9 protein-coding genes and 1 pseudogene are annotated in these 20,400 nt (G+C 67.2%); 7 read left to right on the top strand and 3 right to left on the bottom strand.

What is annotated here, in order from left to right; genetic code table 11:
- Window positions 1–24 precede the first annotated feature (24 nt).
- The 3 genes from ACFV9J_RS38495 to ACFV9J_RS38485 all read right to left on the bottom strand — a co-directional run bounded on the left by ACFV9J_RS38495 (window position 25) and on the right by ACFV9J_RS38485 (window position 2,648).
- Window positions 25–507, bottom strand: a complete 483-nt coding sequence (locus ACFV9J_RS38495; protein ID WP_385362559.1) for an NUDIX domain-containing protein — start codon at window positions 505–507, stop codon at window positions 25–27.
- A 546-nt stretch (window positions 508–1,053) separates the two neighbouring features.
- Entirely contained in the window at window positions 1,054–2,322 is a 1,269-nt protein-coding gene (locus ACFV9J_RS38490) for a M15 family metallopeptidase (RefSeq protein ID WP_385362557.1), read from the bottom strand.
- Complete coding sequence (locus ACFV9J_RS38485; protein ID WP_385362555.1) at window positions 2,319–2,648, bottom strand: NUDIX domain-containing protein; 330 nt, start codon at window positions 2,646–2,648, stop codon at window positions 2,319–2,321. The genes ACFV9J_RS38490 and ACFV9J_RS38485 overlap by 4 nt, the downstream gene beginning before the upstream one ends.
- 49 nt (window positions 2,649–2,697) lie before the next feature.
- Here ACFV9J_RS38485 and ACFV9J_RS38480 point away from each other — a divergent pair, with 49 nt between their 5' ends.
- The 7 genes and pseudogenes from ACFV9J_RS38480 to ACFV9J_RS38450 all read left to right on the top strand — a co-directional run bounded on the left by ACFV9J_RS38480 (window position 2,698) and on the right by ACFV9J_RS38450 (window position 20,225).
- Window positions 2,698–4,311 (top strand): integrase, encoded by a 1,614-nt coding sequence (locus tag ACFV9J_RS38480; protein WP_385362553.1) that lies wholly within the window; start codon window positions 2,698–2,700, stop codon window positions 4,309–4,311.
- Between the two features lie 86 nt (window positions 4,312–4,397).
- On the top strand, window positions 4,398–6,170 hold the full coding sequence (locus tag ACFV9J_RS38475; protein ID WP_385362551.1) for a hypothetical protein: 1,773 nt from the start codon (window positions 4,398–4,400) through the stop codon (window positions 6,168–6,170).
- Window positions 6,167–8,311: an integrase gene (locus ACFV9J_RS38470; protein ID WP_385362550.1), complete on the top strand. Its 2,145-nt coding sequence runs from the start codon at window positions 6,167–6,169 to the stop codon at window positions 8,309–8,311. The genes ACFV9J_RS38475 and ACFV9J_RS38470 overlap by 4 nt, the downstream gene beginning before the upstream one ends.
- Entirely contained in the window at window positions 8,308–8,745 is a 438-nt protein-coding gene (locus tag ACFV9J_RS38465) for a hypothetical protein (protein ID WP_385362548.1), read from the top strand. The genes ACFV9J_RS38470 and ACFV9J_RS38465 overlap by 4 nt, the downstream gene beginning before the upstream one ends.
- A gap of 106 nt (window positions 8,746–8,851) precedes the next feature.
- A pseudogene (locus ACFV9J_RS38460) lies at window positions 8,852–9,087 on the top strand (hypothetical protein); the annotation flags it as partial.
- 333 nt (window positions 9,088–9,420) lie between these two features.
- Window positions 9,421–13,677 (top strand): LamG-like jellyroll fold domain-containing protein, encoded by a 4,257-nt coding sequence (locus ACFV9J_RS38455; RefSeq protein WP_385362546.1) that lies wholly within the window; start codon window positions 9,421–9,423, stop codon window positions 13,675–13,677.
- Between the two features lie 209 nt (window positions 13,678–13,886).
- Entirely contained in the window at window positions 13,887–20,225 is a 6,339-nt protein-coding gene (locus ACFV9J_RS38450) for an RHS repeat domain-containing protein (protein WP_385362573.1), read from the top strand.
- Window positions 20,226–20,400 lie beyond the last annotated feature (175 nt).

Below are 20,400 nucleotides of genomic sequence, written 5' to 3'. Positions count from 1 at the left end.
CTGGGTGGGCGGTTGCGCGCTGGGTCAGCCGTCGGTGACGAGGTAGGTGGGGCCCTCGCCGTGCCGAGCCCGCTCGACGGAGTCGAGGCGGGCGAAAGCACGTGGTGCCATGAGTTTCTGCCAGGTCGCGAGGTCGTGGACGGCCCACATGTCGTGCTCGGCAGGATCGAGGCGGATCCGGGCGAGCTGGTCGGCGGTCAGTTGGCCTCCGTCGAAGATGAACCCCACCTTGTTCAGGGGCAGCCGGGGTCCGGCGGGCAGGAAGTGCGTCAGGAGCAGTTTCGGCGTGTCCAGACCGAGTTCGAGACCCGTCTCCTCTACCGCCTCACGCCGAGCGGTCTGCAGAGGGTCCTCGCCTGGGCCGTCGAGGTTCCCGCCCGGGAACTGCCATAGCCGCGAGCCGTAGACCGAGCGGAGCTGGATGGGCCGGTCGTACTCGTCGCGGATGTACAGGCAGCCGTAAACCGTGTGGTGGGGGATTCTCTGCGCGTACTCCTCGGCCGTCATGGGCATGGGGCGGCCGGGCCGAGCAGGGCGGTGGTCGAACGCGAGGGCGAGAACGCCTAGGGCTTCCTCGGCCGGCGGATGGAGGCCGCGGAGGTTGGCGAGCAGCTCTCCGGGCGGCCCGTCCGGGTTGATACGTGCTGTGTCCTCCGAGCGGAGCAGGTCCTCGAAGCAGGGTACGGGGTGATCCGCTGCACGATGACGTCGAGTTCCCGCCCGGTGTCCCGGTCGTGGAAGACGACCGTGTCGCCCACGGTGACGGTGCGCTTGGTAGGGGTGGCCACCCTCACTTCGATCGTCTTGCGCCCTGCTTCCACTTGGCGGTAGTATCGCCCGAGCAGGTGCATGTGGTGCTCGGGCGGTACGTCTTTGGCCGCCGGGCTCGGGACGGCTGGGAGCGTCTGCTGGGTGTCGTCAGGCATACGTGCCTCCGTTCGATGCATTCCGTCTGTCGTGGTCGTGGGGTCGCGACCGTGCACGGATCGGTGGCCGCGCGCCCGTCTCCGGATCGGAGCGGGTGGCGGGGAAGTGGACGAGTCCGTCGGCGCGCTACGGCAGTTCGATCGGTCCATAGCGCGCGTGCGGCGCCTGCCGCATCAGCGCGTCGTACCGGTCTGCTGTCGAGAAGTGCCAGAACTCGGTCCCGTAGTTCGTAAAGCCCGCTTCCTCCATGGCGTTGAGCAGCAGCGTGCGATGGTGGCGCGCGTGTTCGCTGAGGTTCGGGGCGTGCGTGAAGCAGGCGCCGTCGCTCTCCTCCGGGGAGGCGTTGACACGGGTGCCGAGGTCGAGTTCGTGGCCGTCCTGGTCGACGAGTGTCACGTCCACGGCCGCGCCCGCGGAGTGAGGGGCGATCTGCGGCGGCGACACGTACCGGCTGGCGGCCTGGTGCAGCTGCTCAGGTGTCCAGTCGGGGAGGGCGGCGGCCAGCTCGTCGCGGTACTTGGTGAAGTAGCGCTGCTGAAGGGCAAGCGGCCGGTAGCCCTCGATGAACAGCAGGTCGGTGCCGGCGGGCAGGAGCGAGCGGGCGTGCTTCAGCCGGGTCAGGATGCCCTCGCGGACGTGGGCGAACGCGCCCAGTGCGTCTTGCTTGCGGGGGTCGACGCGAATGTCGTGGTCGCGCACGTCGACGAGTGGCTCTCCGCACTCGCGTACCGTGATTGCCGCGACCTGTGGATCGGACATCAACACCAGAGGGTTCATCGACTCTCCCTGTGACGGCGCGCGCTGAGGCGGCGGAGTGGGGGCGGCAGCGGTCAGATCGGTTTCGCGCACGATCCGGGCGACGGTGTCCTGCAGCGTGCTGTCGGCCGGGATCACGCTCTCCAGACCGCCAGGCAGGAGATCCAGCTCCCGGTACCAGGAGGTGAGGTGGTCGTCGGTGACTTGCGTCAGGTACGCGGCATCCGCCTTCGAGGCATGCCGGACCAACGTCGCCTCCAGGGGAACGTCCAGGTAGTAGCAGCGGGAGACACCGCGGTGATCCCGTACCAGTGACGTGATCATGTGGCCGTAGCGGTCGGCGTAGAGGATCCCTTCGAGCACGACGTGAAAGCCGGCGTCCAGGGCTGCGCGTGCGATCCTGCCCAGCAGGGCTATGTTGGCACCGCGCGCGGTGTCGTGCTCACGCAGCACGTTCCGGCGGATCACGTCCTGGCCCACGATTGCGACACCGCGCCCGTAGTGGTCTCGCAGGTCCTGGGCCACGCTCGACTTGCCCGACGCCGAGTTGCCACGGATCACGACGAGGCGGGTGTCAGGACGCCCGACCGCAGTTGCAGAGGACGCGTGACTAGGTGCGCCGCTCAGGGGGCCGGTCATGCGGGCCAGCCTGTCTCGCTGTACAGCTCACCGTTCTGGATCTTTCCGAGGGCCACCCGGGTGTAGGACACGAGATGGTCGGGGAGCGCGGCGGGGTCCCAGAATCTCCACTCGGTGCACTTGTCCGGCTCGCGCAGCTCTGGCTCGCCGCTCCAGGCGCGGGCGCGGAAGAACAGGCCCATGCGGGGCCGGTCCCCGGCCTTGTCGATGTGGTGGATCACGTGGACGAGTTCGACGTCCTGGCGCTCGATGCGCAGGCCGGCTTCTTCCTGTGCTTCCCTGGTCAGGCAGGCGATGGCGTTCTCCTGCTCGCAGTGGCCGGCCATTCTCTAGGCTCCTCTGAGTTGTCGGTTCAGGATGTGTCGGGAGGGGCTCGTGAACGTACTGGAGCACTGGAGTGTGGACTTCTATGACTTCACCGTCCCACCCCCGCCCACCGACGATCCGGACATTCTGAGGTTCGGTGATCTGCTTGGCAGAGCGGCCCGCAACGGCGCACGCCACGGAACTCCCGTGATCACCTCTCCGTCATGTCGGCCGGACCCTCGCATCAACCTCTTCTTCCGCACGGGGCGCATGGCGGCACACGAAGCAAGTACCTGGCGGCGGTACGCGTACGCGCTGGTCGTGTGGTTGGACTTCTTGGATGCCATCGGCACGTCGTGGGACTGCGCGAGCGTACGCGATGTCGAAGCGTTCAAGGACTGGCGAATCACGGACCTGCGCAATGATGAACGGATCCGGCCGACCTCGTTCGATACGGACCGCGCAGCGTTGAACTCCTTCTACTCCTGGGCGAGTGCGCGCTACGGCGTGTTCAACCCGGTGCCGACCGTCCAGGCGGACGACTCGGACGAGGCCGACTGGAGGCCCGGGGCGGGATACATGCAGCAGCGCCGGGACCCGCTGCGGCCGGCGGGTTCGAGGCGCCGCCAGGTGAAGTGGTTGCTGCGGGCTGCGCTGGAGCAGTGGCGGAACATCGGTCTGCGCGGATTCGGCTTCGATGGTCTGCGCCGAGACGGATGGCGGGGGTTCAATGAGGACCGCGACTGCGCCTTCGTCGACGGGCTTTACGGCACTGGTCTGCGGGTTCGAGAGTGGGCCAGTGTCCTGGATGTCGAACTCCCCGCATCAGGCGCAGAGCGGATGGGGGAGGCGTGGCTGGCGGCGAAGTGTATCAAGGGCGGGGAAGAGGGCCGGAAGTACTGGATCCCGCGACGCGTGCTGCAGTCGGTGGAAGGCTACGCGGATCCCCTGGAGGGGTCGCGGGCGGAGGTGATCCGCCGAGCTCAGCGGCGGGGCCGGTACGACCGGCTGCGCGGCGTGCGGATTGTCACCGGCCACAACCCCCGGACCGGCGAACTGTATATCGAGGGCGGCAACGGACCGGCGGCGCTGGCCTTGGATGTGCTGGCGCCGGACGAGCGCCGCATGCTCTTCCGGCGGACCCCCGCCGGGCTGGAGCCGCTCTGCCTGTGGCTGTCGGTGAACGGACTGCCGAAGAAGGTCCACAGTTGGGAGGACACCTTCGCCGACGCGAACAAACGCGTCGCGGAAGCGTGGCTGCGCAGAGCCGATCCGGGCGGGTGCCTGTCCGAGGAGGAGCGCGAGCGGATCCGCCGCGAATGCCCGCTATGGGCGACCGCCCATATGTGCCGGCACTCCTTCGCCCTGAAATGGTTCTCGATCCTGTCCCTGCTGGAGGAGCGGCGGCTGGAGGGATTCACCCCGGAGGAGATCGAAGACTTCCGAGATCAGCTCGGGGATATCTGGCTACATTTGGCGATCTTGCTCGGTCATAAACACCCGGACACCACCCGGGACCACTACCTGGAGCCCTTCACTGGGCTGCAGTTGTCCTACTTGATGTCGTTGCTCGATGACGACGAGCAAGCCGGCGTGGACTCGCTGGTACGCATCTTCGCCCGACACGGCGGGTCCACCATCGTGCCCGTTTCCGTGGCAGCCACTCCAGGAGGCGTCCAGTGAGTAGGCGAGGTGGCCAACGAGCGTCCCAGCCGCCCTCGGACTGGCAGCCTCCTGAGCGGCTGCCCGCCGACGGGCATCAAACCACAGTGGTCTTCTACGAGGAACAGAGCGGGAAGAGTCACCTCCTCGACTTCTCGTCCTTCCCGGCGCCGCTCGCGATGCAGCGGTGGATGGCCGTGTTGCTGGCGGCCCGGTGCGGTGCGCGTGGCGGCAGTAAGCGCCTGGCCACGGCGAAGAGGTACCACTGGGTACTGCGCCGTTTCACGGTGGTGCTGTCGGAGGCCGGCCGTGTGCCGTCGACGCCGGGCGAATTGGCACCCGAGCACTTCCAGATTCTTCGCGACCGGTACGAGGACCATCCGACGAGCCTGCGGCTGTACCTGCAAGCGCTGCGGCGTCTCATGCGCAAGCGCGACGACCTGACGGAAGAGGCCCTTCGCAATCTCCTGCGTACACGGCTTCCCGCCGCCGCAGAGGCAACGCAGGTCACGGCGTACAGCGACCACGAGTGGCAGCAGATCATGACCGCTGTGCGTCGTGACGTCCGTATCAGTCGGGACCGCATCCGTGCGGGAGTGCGGCTCCTGGCCCGCTTCCAAGACGGTGAACTCAAAGGGGGCAGCCGGGAGGAGGCTCTGGGAAGGATGCTGGAGCAGTTCGCCACAACGGGGGATCTGCCCCGGAATGAATCCGGTGTCCTGCGGGACGAGGTGTCCCGGCTCGGTGGTGCGATGGCCATCAGCGGCATGCTGAGCCTCACCCGCGACGAGTCGACGGCCTTCGCGCTGCTGCTGAGCGCGCTGACGGCGGAGAACTTCGGCACTGTCAAGACGTGGCCGGCTCTGCACACCCGGCCCGACGGCAGGGTGTCGGCGCAAGCGGTGGCCCTGGTCGAGGAGACCAAACCGCGCCGTGGCCCCGACCGTGAGCACATGGTCGCCGCACTTGAGGATCTCCCCACATCCTTGCGAGAGCTGGCCGAATCCCAGGACACCGAGCCCCGGCTCTTCCACTCGCCGCTGCGGGTGTACCAGCTGCTGCTGGAGCTGACACAGACCGCTCGCCGTCTCAGCGGAGCGACCCGCGCGTTCATCAGCTACAGCCCAAAGCGCCGCTCCGCGTTCGGCAGAGACATGTGGAACACCGAGGTGCACGTGAAGCACTGGAGCCAGACGCGGGGCTTCCCCTCGATGCGCGAAGCTGTCGCCGGAGGGCCCCCTGTCGTGCAGGTGCGGCGGATCCGCCAGAGTGCGCTGGAGCTGACGCGACGCCCGGTCGCCCACAGCCGCGAAACGTTGCGGGACCACTACCTCAAGCGCAGCCGCACGGTGCAGGAGCAGAGCCGTTCCGTGGTCGGCAAGGCGCTACGCGAACAGGTCGCGAAGGCACGCACAGCGATGGAAGTCCCGGTGTTCACCCCGGCCTTCCTCGACCGCGCGGCCCGGGACCCGCAGGCGGCAGCGACGGAGGCCGGGCTCGATCCGGAAGTCCTGAAGCGGCTGCTGGCCGGAGACCAGGACACGGTGCTGACCGGATGCGTCGATCACCTCGCCGGGCCTGACACGCCGCCGGGGACACCGTGCACGGCCTCGTTCTTCGCATGCCTTGGCTGCGAGAACGCTCGCGCTCTCCCACACCAGTTGCCGGTCCAGATCGTTGTTCGCGACCGTCTTCTCGCCACCCGCCCCAACTCCGACCCCGCGACCTGGCACGCGAAATACCAAGCGGCTGCCGACCGTCTGGAGGACATCCTGCGTCACTACACTCCTGCCGAGCGCGAGCAGGCCCGCGCCAAGCTGAGCGACGGGCAGAGCGAACTGATCGACGACCTTCTCGCCGGAAGGTTGGATCTTCGATGACCGTCCCCTCGGCCACCTCTACGCCAGGAGGCGGCAGCCTGCCGGGGCAGGCGCTCTGGCCTGCCGACGACGTCCTCATCCTCCGCAACCGACCGGTACGGATCGGTACTCCGTCCTCGCGCATGTCGCGATTCGGAGACGAGCAATGGCATGTCCAGCCGGCCCACCGCGACGCGCACCTTCAGATTTCGGCCATCTCCTGGTCCAGCTTCCCTGCCGCGCTGCGTCAGCATTTCCGTACGTTCTTCCTGGCCGCCCTGGACCACCCCGTCCCGGTCGAGCCGGGCGGGCGGGAGCGTCCTGCCGAGCAGGCCAGCGTTGGCAGCTTCCCCTACTGGGTCACCGACATGCGGGTCCTGGCCCTTTGGCTGGACAAGCAGGGGTACCGCGACCTTTCCGAGGTACGCGACGCCGCCCTGGAGGGCTTCCGCACCTACGTTCTGGGCCTGGACCGCGACGGCCGCCGAAAGTCGGACCTGATCACCGCGGTACGCCTGCTGTGGCTCTTCAGCGAACACATGCCCGCACAGTGCCGCCTCGACTGCGACTTCCCTTGGGCCGGCCAGACCTCCAAAGAGGTCGTCGGAGCGCCGGCGGGGACGGGACGCGAGAACAAGACACCCCGCATCGCCGACGACACCATGGAAGCACTCTTGGCCTGGGTCCTCGTGATGATCGAGGAAGTCGGCCCTGACATCCGCGACGCCTGGCACGAGTACCAGCAACTGGAGGCCGGGAGGCACGTCTCACAGGCCCGGTACACCGGCACACGGGAAGAACGGCTTCGCACATACCTCTCGTACTGCCGCCAACAGGGCATCGCCCTGCCCGGCCACCCACGAGGAGGTATCAACCACGGCCACATCAAACGTCTCATGGGCATCCCGAAGGCGCACCGCCAAGGGGTGTCCCCGGCCATGCTGAACTTCCTTGCCGACAGCGGTCTGCCCGTCGCGCACTTCTCCAGCGTCGGCCGCATCACCGGACAGGTCCATGGCCGCCCCTGGCGTGAGCACCCCATCGCCATCGGGGAACTCCCCACCCTGGTGCGGCTGCTGTCCGCCGGACTGTTCACGGCGGTCTGCTACCTCTCCGGAATGCGCCCCGGCGAGGTCCTCAATCTGCGCCGGGGATGCCGCGATACCGACGAAGACACAGGTGAGCTCCTGGTTCATGGCTTCCGCGGCAAGGGCTTCGACCGCGTCCCCGACCAGCCAGACGCTTCCGAACCCCTGCGTCCGTGGGTCGTCGTGGACGTGGTGCATGCGGCCATCGACCTCCTGGAAGAGCTGCACGATCTGCCGTTGCTCTTTCCCTCCAGCCTGATCAGCGCCCACGGTCAGCGACCCGCCACAGTCAACGCCCGCACAGGCCGAGCCATGAACGACGACATCCAGGACCTGATCTCCTGGATCAACTCCACCTACCGCCGGGCAGACAGCGGCGCCCCCATCCCGGCCGATCCTGCCGGCCGCATCAACGCCAACCGCTACCGCCGCACCCTGGCCCGCTTCATCGTCCGCAAGCCGCGTGGACTGATCGCAGCTGCACTACAATACGGGCATGTTCATACAAAAGTGACCCTGAGCTATGCCGGGTATGCCGACCCCTCCTGGCTGCACGACATCGCCGTGGAGAAACTCGAGCTCATCATCGACCAGGCCGAACAGGACGGCCAGCACCTCGCGGCCGGCGAGCGCGTCAGCGGCCCCTCTGCCGACGAGTACCGCGCCCGCGTTGAGCGCACCCCGTCGTTCGAAGGCCGAGTGGTGACAAGCGCCGGCAGCGCGGAACGCCTTCTGCAACAGGTGGATCCCGCGATTCATCACGGCCAGGGCATGACGTGCGTATGGCGTGCAGCCACCGCCGCCTGCCGCAAGGCCAAACTCGCACTCGGGCTGCCAGACGCTGACACACCGGACGAGTCGGAGTGCCGATCCTCGTGCACCAACCTCGCCTACACCGACCGCGACATCGAAGACGTGCAGCGCCGGCACGAGCGGCACCAGGCCCACGCCGCCGATCCGCTGTCCCCCAAACCCCGGCGCGACCGCGCGGCGGCGCAGGCCGCTCAACTATCGGCAATCATCGACCGCCACCAAGGCCAGAATGTCCTTGGTGCTGAGGAAAGGACCGTATGACCAGCCGACGCCCGCGGAACCGGGGAGCCGAACGCGCCGCCCTTCGGGCCGCAGCCGACCGCCTCCTGGTCGGCACACCCCTGCGCTCATCCTCTGGGAAACTCACCGCCTCCGAACTGCTTCGTGAGTCCGGCCTGCGGCGCGATGTCGCCTACGGGGACCACAAGGACCTTGTCCAGGAGTTCCAGGCACGCGTCAAGGCGCAGAGCGCCACACCGGCCGCCATGCAGGGACTGGTGGACAACTACGGTGCGGTGAAAGAGAAGTTGGCGGCCGCCACGAAGGCCCTCGCGAAGGAGCGGGCCGTCAGCGCCGCGTTGCGGCGAATTGTTGCCGAGCTTGACTTGGAACTGATGCAAGCTCGGGAGGAACATGAGCAGGCCGGGAACGTCCCCCGCCTTCCCTCCCCACGCCGGCGGGCAGAGCGGGACTGACACCGCTCAACGAGGGCACCGGGCCCGGGACCATCGCCGACGTCATGAAGGTCGAGGTGGTGGCCTGTCGGATCATAGCCCCCGGTCACGACTACCGGGCCGGGCGGGCAGCCCGCTGGGTTCCTCCCAGGGTCTGTTGCGCGAGCTGGAGCACGTCGACCCGGCCCTCGGCGTCGATCCGGCCAGCCCCCGGCCCCGCCGCTTGCCCCTACGGAACTGGAACAGTCGGCGGCCCCGCCTACGATCCCGGCCCTTTCGCCCGCGGATGCTGCGTCTGGCTGGGCCCTGCACGCAGCGGTGACCGGCAGCGTGGCCCAGGGATCGATAATCGCCGTTACCTGAGGAGCGCCCGCGCCGCACGTCCCACCTTCCTTCTGTAGTACGCGTCGCCGACCACCAGCAGATCGTGTGTCCGCCGTCGCCCGTCACAGAACGTGTTCGGCACAGGTGGCCGACCTTGACGCACTGAAGTGTGCCCGCACATCCGGAACGTGGCCGGATGGGGATCAGAAGCTTTAGCTACTCTTGATCATTCCTCTAAACGTATCGATCATCGCATCCACTTTTTGATCTTGGTTGACGAATTTCCCATTTCTATGCGTTGCCCCTCCCTGCACGTGCAGGGCTTAGTTGCCACGACAACTGTGAGAAATCTGTGGGCGGGATGTGGTGGGGATGTGGACCCGGTTGCGGGGTGGGGGCAGAGCCGCCGGTGCGCTACTGAGCGTGACGCTGGTCGTAGGCGCGGTTCCGAGCCTTGGCGGTGAGGCCGCGGCGGCTGTGCCCGCCGCGGCGCACAGTGCTGGAGCCGCTGATGCGTCGGGTGGTGTGTCGGAGGCGGACGCGCTGGCCGAGGCCCGGCGGACGGGGAAGCCTGTGGAGATCTCCTCCCAGCGAGGGGAGAGCCGTGAGGTATTCGCCACGCCGGAGGGGCATCTGGAGGCGCGGGAGTACCTTCGCCCCGTCTGGGTCCGTACCGGGGGCGGTTGGAGGCGTGTGGACACCGACCTGGCGGCGACCGGTGAGGGGATGGTGGCGCCCAGGGCCACGACGGTGGACGTGGAGTTCTCCGGGGGCGGCACGGCGGCGCCGTTGGTGCGGATGCAACGTGCCGGACGTGAGCTGAGCCTGGGATGGCCGGCCCCGCTGCCCGAGCCGGAGCTGGAGGGTGCGGTGGCGACGTATCCCTCGGTGCTGCCGGACGTGGATCTGCGGATGACCGCTCAGGAGGACGGCTTCACTCAGCTGCTGGTGGTGAAGTCGGCCGAGGCAGCGGCGAGCAAGGACTTGGCAGAGCTGCGGCTGAATCTCTCGGCATCGGGCCTGGAGGTGCGCGAGAGCGACACGGGCGGGCTGGACGCCGTCGACGAAGGCGCCGGGGGGACGGTCTTCGAGGCACCGAAGCCGATGATGTGGGACTCCAGCACGGGCGAGCAGACAACTGCTGCCCTGCAGAAGCCCGGCGCCGCGCCGGGGGCGCGTGCGACGGCGGACGAGGAGACGCGGGACGAGCCGGGCCCGGGGGAGTCGGGCAAGCTTGCGCCGGTGGACGTCGAGGTGACAGCCCAGCAGGACGAGCTGGTGCTGACTCCGGACGCCGACGTACTCAAGGGCACCGACACCACCTACCCCGTCTACATCGACCCGCAGTGGTACACGCCGAAGGCGTCGGCGTGGACGATGGCGTCGAAGTACTGGGCGTCCTCCCCGCAGTGGAAGTTCAACGGCAAGTCGGACGCCGGCCTGGGCTACTGCAACTGGGCCTATTGCGAGCCGAACGACACCAAGCGCCTGTTCTACCAGATACCGACCTCGACGTACGCGGGCAAGTCGGTTCTGTCGGCGCAGTTCGTGGTCCGCAACACCTGGTCGGCGTCCTGCTCGGCGCGGTCGGTGGAGCTGTGGCAGACCAAGGGCATCTCCTCGTCGACGACGTGGAACAGCCAGAACGCGTCAGGATTCTGGATCAGGGAACTGGCGTCGGCGTCGTTCGCCCACGGCTACAGCGGTTGTGCGGCCAAAGACGCGGAGTTCAACGTGAAGTCGGCGATGCAGGCGGCCGCCAACAGCAAGAGCGCGACGATGACGTTCGGGCTGCGAGCGGCCAGTGAGTCGGACGGCTACGCCTGGAAGCGGTTCTCGGACAAGGCGTATCTGCGGGTAGAGTACAACCGTCCGCCGCCGCAGGTCAAGATGTCCCAACTGGCGATGGAGTACGGCGGCACCTGCAAGAAGCCGGCCGACGCCGCGCGGGTGCGCACCCGCGGGAAGATCTACGCGAACAGCATCACCGACCCGGACGGTGACAACGTCGCAGTCGAGTTCGCGGGCTGGTGGGACTCCGGCGACGGCAAGGGCTTCACTAAGCGGTGGGCGCCAGCCCGGACGACGTCCAAAACATCCGGATCCAGCTTCTCCATCTCACTGCCGACCTCGATCCCGCAGAATCGGCAGATCAGCTGGCTGGTGCGCAGCTACGACGGCGCCCAGTACTCGCCGTGGTCGTCCACGGGAGACGCGACCGGCTGCTTCTTCATATACGACACCAGTGTGCCTGCGGCTCCGGTGATCTCCTCGGGTGACTACCCCGACTCGGACCCTGAGAACCCGGAGGACCCCTGGTACGACGGGGTGGGCCAGTACGGCGGGTTCTCGATCGACTCGTCCTCCACGGACGCGGTCCGCTACCGCTACGGCTTCAACACCGACCCGACCGCATCCAGGGAGATATCCACCAGCGGCGGTGCGGCCCAATCGGTGCAGCTGCTGCCCGCGAACGCCGGGCTGAACTTCGTCACAGCTCAGGCGTTCGACCAGGCAGGCAACGGCTCAGAAGTCCGCACCTACCAGTTCCGGGTCAAGGCCGGCCAGCCGGACCGCGCCTCCTGGAAGCTGGACGAGCCCGCAGGTGCCACCACCGCCGCGGGGACGACGCCCCCGCGGACCGTACGGCTGCACGGCGGTGCCACCGCCGGCGCCGAAGGCAAGAAGGGCACCGGACTCCACTTCGACGGCACGACCGGATACGCCACCTCAGACCTGACCGTGGTGGACACCTCGGACAGCTTCTCCGTCGCGGCCTGGGCCCGACTGGACCGGATGCCGGAAAAGGCGGCGATCATCGCCGCGCAGCCGGGCAACTACTCACCCGGCTTCGAGCTCTACTACTCGCAGTATGCCGACCGCTGGGTATTCAACCAGTACACCTCCGACAAACCCGGTGCCCCCATCGCGGTGGCCAAGGGCGCACAGCCCGGTGACGCCAAGGCGGGGGAGTGGAGCCACCTGGTCGGTGTCTACGACGCCAAGGCCCAGCAACTGCGCCTGTACGTGAACGGCCAGCTCGCCGGTACCACCGCCTACACCACGGCGTGGAACGCCCGCCGGGGCCTGCAGATGGGCGCCGGCACCTACAGCGGAACCCGTATGTCTTTCTTCCCCGGCACCATCGACGACGTGCGGATCTTCGACCGGGCCGTCACCACCACCGAAGCCGAAGCGCTCCACCAAGGGCAGAACCTGACCAGCGGACGGCCGGAACGTGCCGTGTTCCCGCTCGACGAGGACCAGGGCGCCACGGAGGTGACCGGATCAGCGACCGGACAGCCCCTGACTCTTCACCCCGGCGCCACCAGCGGCGCCAGCGGCATCGCAGGCTCCGCCCTGTCACTGGACGGAACGAGCGGCTACGCCGCTACGGATCGCCCGGTACTGAACACGGCCCACTCGTACTCGGTGTCGGCCTGGGCGAAGCTGCCTGCCGGGACCACCGGCAACCGCACGGTGGTCAGTCAGAGCGGCACCTACTACAGCCCCTTCTACCTCTCCTACGAGACCGAGGTGAACACCTGGAGCCTGCGCACCTCGCTGGAGGACATCAAGCTGGGCAACATCGGCTCGCAGCGAGTCGTAGCCAAGCAGGACGCCCAGCCTGATACGTGGACTCACCTGTTGGCGGTGTACGACGCGAACGCCGAGCAGATCCGCCTATACGTCAACGGCGTCCTGCAAGGCACGGACGTCGCTCACAAGACCTGGGAGGCCGGCGCTCCGGTCCAGGTCGGCCGCACCATCTGGCAGGGCACCTACCTCGACTACTTCCCCGGGAACATCGACGACGTGAGACTGTTCGAGCGGCCGGTGTCCGACGAGGAAGCGCTGCAGATGTTCCGCCAGCGCCCCCTGATCAAGACCCGCTGGAAACTCGACGAAACCAGCACGGCGACCCCGGCCACCACACCGGACGCAGCTGGCACCACCAACGCTCTGACACTGGGCGGCGCTGCGAAAATCGGCGCAGGCTTCATGGATTCCGGCCTGGAACTCGACGGCATGGCCGACTACGCCTCCACCGCCGCCGTGCCGATCGACACCAGCGCCAGCTACACCGTCACCGCCTGGGCGCAGGCCGCCGCGCTGCCGCAAAGCGGCGTCGCGCTCGTCAGCACCGAAGGCTCCACCCAGAGCGCGCTCACCGTCCGCTTCGTACCGGATGCCACGAACCGGGAAGGCATGGGCCGCTGGGAACTGGCCGTACCCGACAAGGACAGCACGGATCCGGCTGTCGTGCGTGTGGCGAACAGCGAGTTCTACGACGCACGGGACTGGAACCACCTGGCCGTCGTCTACGACGGTTTCACCAAACAGGCCCGCCTGTACGTCAACGGAACCCTGCAAGAGGTCACCTGTGCCGTCGAGGGCGACGGCGAAACCTGCACGGGGCAGGACTCCTGGGCCGAGAACACTCTCGCCTTCAAGGCGACCAAGTCCCTGCAAGTCGGCCGTGCCAAGACCGACGCAGCGTGGGGCGAGTACTTCCCCGGCCTGATCGACGACCTGTGGACCTTCCAAGGCGCCCTCAACGACAACCAGATCGTGGAACTTGCCGGCTCCTGGTTCGACGTGCCCACCGAGGTACCAGCCGGCAGGTGATGCCGGCTGGGGGTGGTGCGCACGGAGCGCCGCGCGCACCACCCGCCACGCACTTCTCACTCTGTCCCCTTCACAGCGGCACCAGTCTTCCTCATCGGAAATGCCGGTGCCGCCACTCAGCCATGGACGGCATACGTATGAGACCCAAACGCCTGCTCACTTCACCAAGTGCCCTGCACGGGCCCATATCCCTGTTCGTGTCGGTGCTCATGGTCGGCGGACTGATCCAGGGTGCAGCCTCGCCCGCGGCGGCCGCGGACAACCACCCTCTGCCCGGCGTCCCCAAGGCCGACAAGGCCGTCGCCGGCGTCAGCAGTACCAAGGTCAAGCCCCGCACCCGCGGCAAGGACGCGAGAACGCCCACCAAAGCGCCCAGGCGTACCTGGCCGAAGACCGGTAGAGCCACCGTTGAGGTACCGGAGCACGGCAGCGAACGAGCCGGTGACCTGCCCCTGAGTATCGCCGCACCGAAGGAAGCGAAAGAGGCTGCCGGGGCAGCCGTGAAGGTCCGCCTCCGGGATAGAGGCCAAGCCACCCGCGCCGGAGTTGACGGTCTGCTTTTCACTCTGGAGACGAAGGATCACCCTACGACGGCCGGGAAGGCCACCACACCCGAGGCCGGACCGGCTGACGCCGGGAAAGTTGCCGTCACGGTTGACTACGCGAACTTCGCCCAGGCGTACGGCGGCGGTTACGCATCTCGGCTGCACCTCGTCGAACTGCCCGCCTGCGCCCTGTCCACCCCCACCAAGGACGCGTGCCGCACGAACACGCCGATCGCGGCGCGTAACGACACCGACCGGCAGACCCTGACGGCGAACGCGGTGAGTCTGCCCTCCTCCGGGATGACCGTCCTGGCCGCTGTGGCCGAGACCGGCGGTGAAAAGGGCGACTACAAGGCCACTTCCCTCGCCCCGTCGGCGACATGGAGCACCAACCTCAACACCGGTGACTTCACATGGTCGTACGACATGCCGGTGCCCGACGTGCCTGGTGATCTCGTGCCGGAGGTGGGCCTGGACTACGCCTCGGGAACGATCGACGGCCGCACCGGCACCACCAACAATCAGGGCTCCTGGGCGGGTGACGGCTTCGACCTGTCCTCCGGTTTCATTGAGCGTCGCTACAAACCCTGCTGGGACGACGGAGAGAAGAACGCCGACGGCAACAAGCCAGGCGACCTGTGCTGGTCGTACGACAACGCCTACCTCTCCTTCAACGGCAAGGGCGGTGAACTCGTCCCCGCCGGCGGCGACGAGTTCAAACTCAAGCAGGACGACGGGACCCGCATCACGCGCTTGACCGGCACGGACCGCGGCAACGGCGACAACGACGGCGAACACTGGCGGCTGACCACCCCTGTTGGCACCCGCTACTACTTCGGCTACCACCGCCTGCCCGGCTGGACCGACGGCAAGGAGACTACCGACTCCACCTGGACGGTACCGGTCTTCGGCAACAACACCGGCGAGCCCTGCCACGCGTCCGACTTTGCAGGGTCCTGGTGTCAGCAAGCCTGGCGGTGGAATCTCGACTACGTCGTAGACACCCATGGCAACACGATGAGCTACCACTACGACAAGGAGACCAACTCCTACGGCCGCACCCTCAAGGCCGATGACGACACTCCCTACACCCGCGGCGGCCACATCCGGCGCATCGATTACGGCCTGCGCTCATCCCGCATGTATGCGGACAAGCCTTTGGGCCAGGTCATCTTCGACACCGCCGAGCGGTGCCTGCCGCAAACCGGCGTCACCTGCGCTTCGGACACCATCGACGACAAGTCGGCCTACTGGTACGACACACCGTGGGACTTGAACTGCAAGGCTGGCATCAAGTGCGACAACGGCCGCCTCTCGCCCTCCTTCTGGACGCGCAAGCGGTTGACCGCGGTCACTACACAGCTTCTGAAGTCCGACGGCTCCTACGACAAGGTCGACTCCTGGAAGCTCGCTCACCGCTGGGGCATGGCCGACACGGACTACCAGCTACTCCTCGACAGCGTGCAGCACACCGGCCACACCGGAACCACACCGATCACGCAGCCCAAGACCACCTTCGCCTACACCCAGCTGGCCAACCGACTGGACAAGGTCGGCGACGGCTACGCCCCGTTCATCAAGGCACGGCTGTCGAGCGTCGCGGACGAGTCGGGCGGTCAGATCGATGCCAACTACTCCCCGCCAGCCTGCGACGCCGACGCCCTGCCCACCCCGGAGACCAACACGACACGCTGCTTCCCGCAGTACATCGGCGGCGACAGCAACGACAGCCCGGACCGTGAGTGGTTCAACAAGTACGTCGTCACCTCCGTCACCGGGACCGACCGCACCGGTGGTGCCCCGGACCAGGTGACCACCTACGAGTACCTCGACGGTGCTGCCTGGCACTTCGACGACGACGACGGCCTCACCAAGGAGAAGAACAAGACCTGGTCACAGTGGCGCGGCTACGGCCACGTCCGGGTCAGAGAGGGCGGCCAGGGCGGGACTGCCGCCATGAAGTCGCAGGAGGACCACTACTTCCTGCGGGGAATGGACGGCGACCGCAAGAGCCCCAAGGGCGGCACGAAGTCCGTGACCGTTTCCCTCGGTGCGGGCGAGGGGGAACCGATCAGCGACCACCAGTCGGCCGCGGGCTTCGAGTACAGGACAGTCGCCTTCGACCAACCCGGCGGCAAGGCCCTGAGCAAGGCCGTCAGCCGGCCCTGGCACCACGAGACCGCCAAGAAGATCCGTGACTGGGGCACGGTCACCGCCAACTTCACCGGCATCTCCACCAGCCGGACCTGGACCTCCCTGGACAACGGCGCAGGCGCCAAGTGGCGTACCACCCTCAGCACCACGACCTACGACACGGTCGCTGGGCGGGTGACCCAGGAGGACGACCGCGGGGACACCGCGACGACGGCCGACGACCAGTGCACCCGCACCACGTACGCCACCAACACCGAAAAGAACATCCTCGTCCTGCCGTCACGTGTGGAAACCGTCGCCACGGCATGTGACGCTGCGGTCGACCGGACCAAAGACGTCATCGACGACGTCCGCACCGCCTACGACGGTGGCGCCTACGACGCGGCGCCGACCAAGGGCGACGCCACGGCCACCGCACCGCTCAAGAGCCACAACGGAACCAAAGCTACCTACCTGGAAGCCGGCGCCACCTATGACGACTACGGGCGCGAACTGACGGTCACCGACCTGACAGCCGACGTCGAAGTGACCGGCGACACCGCCCCAGTGCGCAAGATACGTGCCAATGGCCGCACCAGCACGACGACCTACGTCCCGGCCACCGGCCTCCCCACCCAGACAAAAACCACTACACCCCCGGCCGACCCGGACGACCTCACGACCGCACAGACCATCACGAAAGATCTCGACCCGCTGCGCGGACTGCTCATCAAGCAGACCGACACCAACGGCAACGTCACCAACTACGCATACGACGCGCTCGGCCGCTCCACAAAGGTGTGGCTCGCCGACCGCCGAACGAGCAGCGTGCCGACGTACGAGTGGACCTACTCGGTCAACGAAGGCGAACCGGTCGCCGTCGGCACCAAACTGCTCAACAACGAGGGTGGCCAGATCACTTCGTACAAGATCTACGACGGCTTCCTGCGTGAGCGGCAGTCCCAGGCGCCCGGCCCGGACGGCGGCCGGATCATCTCCGACATCTTCTACGACGAACGAGGGCTGACCGCGAAGACCTTCGCCCCCTACTACGCCACGGGCGAACCGGTCACCGAGCCGTTCAAGCCCGCCGACGCACTGGCCGTGGAGAGCCAGACCCACACCTTCTACGACGGTTTGGGCCGCCAGGTCGAGGAACGCCAGACCGCGGGCAATGGCGACGGCGGCACCGTCCTGTCCACCAAGAAGACGATGTACGGCGGTGATCGCACCACCCTGATTCCGCCGGTGGGGGACACCACCGTCACCTCCCTGGTCGACGCGCGCGGCAACATCACCGAGCTGCGTCAGCACCACACCAGCGACCCCGAGTCCGCCTACGACACCACCACCTACGACCACACCCCCTCGGGCGACCTGCTGAAGGTCACCGACCCGGTCGGCAACAGCTGGAGCTACACCTACGACCAGCTCGGCCACCAGACGTCCTTTAGCGACCCGGACCGGGGCCGCACCGACACCAAGTACGACGACCACGGTCAGGTCATCTCCAGCACCGACCAGCGCGGCACCACCCTGTTCAACACCTACGACGGAATGGGCCGCAAGACCGAACTGCGCGAGGGCTCGGCCACCGGCAAACTCCGGGTCAAATGGACATACGACACCGTTTCCGGTGCCAAGGGCCAGCTCGCCGAGTCGATCCGCTACGTGAACGGCCAGGCGTACACCACTGCTGTGACCGCCTACGACAGGCTGTACCGGCCTATCAAGACGGCGACCGTGATCCCCGCCTCCGAGGGAGCGCTTGCCGGCACCTACCAGTCCGGTACCGCCTACAAGCCCTCCGGCAAGGTCGCTTCGCTCAGCTACTCTGCCGCGGGCGGATTGCCGGGCGGCTCGATTAACTACGCCTACGAGGACCAGACGCTGCGGCCGACTTCCGTCTTCGGCCAGGGCATGACCTCGACCGCAACCTACAGCCACACCGGAAAACCGCTCGTCTACACCTTCGGCCTGACTGGCGGAGGCAAGAAGACACAGGTCACCAACACCTACGAGTTCGGCACCCAACGCCTGTCAACCACACGTGTCGACCGTGAGGAACAGCCGGGAGTCGACCAGAACGTCACCTTCCGCTACGACGAGGCAGGCAACGTCCTCTCCCTCACCGACGTGTCCCGCACCGGAACCGACAACCAGTGCTTCACATACGACTACCTGCGCCGACTGACCGAGGCATGGACGCAGGGCGACCAGATCTGCGCAGAGTCTCCCTCCACGGCCAGGCTCGGCGGCCCCGCCCCGTACTGGCAGTCGTACACCTATGACCGAGCCGGCAACCGGCTGACCGACATCCGCCACGACACCGGAGGCGACACCGCAAAGGACATCAAGCACACCTACGCGTACCCCACTCCGGGCACGCCCAAGGCCCACCAGATGACCTCGCTCACCACCCAGGGACCGGCCGGCACCAGCCGCACCGACTACGCCTACGACCCGACCGGCAACACCACCGAACGCGGCGAACAACGGTTGGACTGGGACGCCGAAGGGCGCCTGGCCAAGGTCACTGAACCCTTCGACGGCAAGCCGGACAAGACCTCCGAGTACCTGTACGACGCCAACGGCAACCGGCTGATCGACCGCACGGCCGACCGGACCACCCTCCACCTCGGTCACACCGACGTCGCCCTCGACAAGGGCGCGACCAAGCCGAAGGCGACCCGCTACATCGACCTCGGCAGCGGTCACCAGGCCGTCCGCGCCGACGACGGCAGCTTCTCCTTCACCCTCGCCGACCACCACGGCACCGGCCTGCTGGCCGTCGCCGCAACCGACCTGGCCCTCACCCAGCGCCGTGTCACGCCCTTCGGCGAGACGCGCGGCACAGCACCGGCCACATGGCCAGGAACCAAGGGATTCATCGGCGGCAACGACGACACCAAGGACACCGGCCTCACCCACCTGGGCGCCCGCGAATACGACCCCCAGACCGGCCGCTTCCTCTCCGTCGACCCGATCATGAACCTGGCCGACCCGCAGCAGATGAACGGCTACACCTACGGCAACAACAACCCGCTGGTATACGCCGACCCGGACGGGAAGTTCTTCGGCTTCCTTGCCATGTTCAAACTGCTGAAGAAGGCGATTAACTACGTCCTCAACAAGGTCCCCAACAAGAACCCCGGATTCATGCAGCGCCGGGCACAAGCACCGGCAGTAAGCAATGGGAAGCTGCGCGGAGCGCTGCAACAGATCTACCCGAAGGCCAAGGCCAAGAAAGTCTTCGGTAACGGCAAGCTGTCGACCGGACTCATTCACGAGTTCAACACGGGTAGGCGCCTACCAGGCAAAGATCAACTGCATCTCCAAAAGGGCTGGGAGACAATGAGCGCTCTCGCGGGGATCCTGGAGAACGACCGCAAGGCCCGCGAGACGGGCAAAAACCTCGACAAGTTGCTGACTGACGGTGACCTGAAGGTCGCCAAGGCCGAAGCCCAGGAACTGTGGGACGCGCTCAACTCACGTGACGTCACCGGCAACATGACGAAGGCGATGAACGCTGACGCCGGCATGAAGGCAAAGGTTATGAAGTCTTTCGGTGAGGTTGCCAAGACACCCGCCGCGAAGGAGCTCACGGGAACAGAGTTCAAGCCGCCTACCAAATTCAAGGGACCCGAACCAGTGGGGCAACCCACCAGGCTGCGCGGGTTCTCCAGAACCCTCGGCGTCGTCGGTGGCATCGCAATGGCGGCTCAGGCACCCTCCTACGCGCACGAGTACGGCGTGGCCGAGGGCGCATGGGAAATGGCCAAGGATATCGTTGACCCCTTCGGCTTCCACGAGGCCCTTGAGCCGGCCAGAACGAGCGGAGGCGCCTGCCCCCCGGAGAGTTGTGCCTGAGGTCGGCGGGCACGGGCGACAATAGGCCCTCACAGCTGTGCCCGACCTTGAGGGGTGGGGCCCCGCGGGGGGCCCCCCACCGGGCCCCCCGCCCAATCCCCACCCAAACCCCCAAGGAACCCAGAAATAAGGACCCCCCCCCCCCCCCCCCCCCGGAAAAATAACCCCCCCGCCA

Origin of the sequence: Streptomyces sp. NPDC059906 (genome assembly GCF_042730645.1) — a bacterium.
GTDB classification, from domain to species: domain Bacteria; phylum Actinomycetota; class Actinomycetes; order Streptomycetales; family Streptomycetaceae; genus Streptomyces; species Streptomyces rubrogriseus.
This window is presented reverse-complemented; position numbering and strand designations above follow the sequence as displayed.

Bases quoted from the DNA above. Each gene is read 5' to 3' on its own strand.
- ACFV9J_RS38495 (WP_385362559.1), bottom strand. From the start codon at position 507: ATGACGGCCGAGGAGTACGCGCAGAGAATCCCCCACCACACGGTTTAC.
- ACFV9J_RS38490 (WP_385362557.1), bottom strand. From the start codon at position 2,322: ATGACCGGCCCCCTGAGCGGCGCACCTAGTCACGCGTCCTCTGCAACT.
- ACFV9J_RS38485 (WP_385362555.1), bottom strand. From the start codon at position 2,648: ATGGCCGGCCACTGCGAGCAGGAGAACGCCATCGCCTGCCTGACCAGG.
- ACFV9J_RS38470 (WP_385362550.1), top strand. From the start codon at position 6,167: ATGACCGTCCCCTCGGCCACCTCTACGCCAGGAGGCGGCAGCCTGCCG.
- ACFV9J_RS38465 (WP_385362548.1), top strand. From the start codon at position 8,308: ATGACCAGCCGACGCCCGCGGAACCGGGGAGCCGAACGCGCCGCCCTT.
- ACFV9J_RS38455 (WP_385362546.1), top strand. From the start codon at position 9,421: ATGTGGACCCGGTTGCGGGGTGGGGGCAGAGCCGCCGGTGCGCTACTG.
- ACFV9J_RS38450 (WP_385362573.1), top strand. From the start codon at position 13,887: ATGGTCGGCGGACTGATCCAGGGTGCAGCCTCGCCCGCGGCGGCCGCG.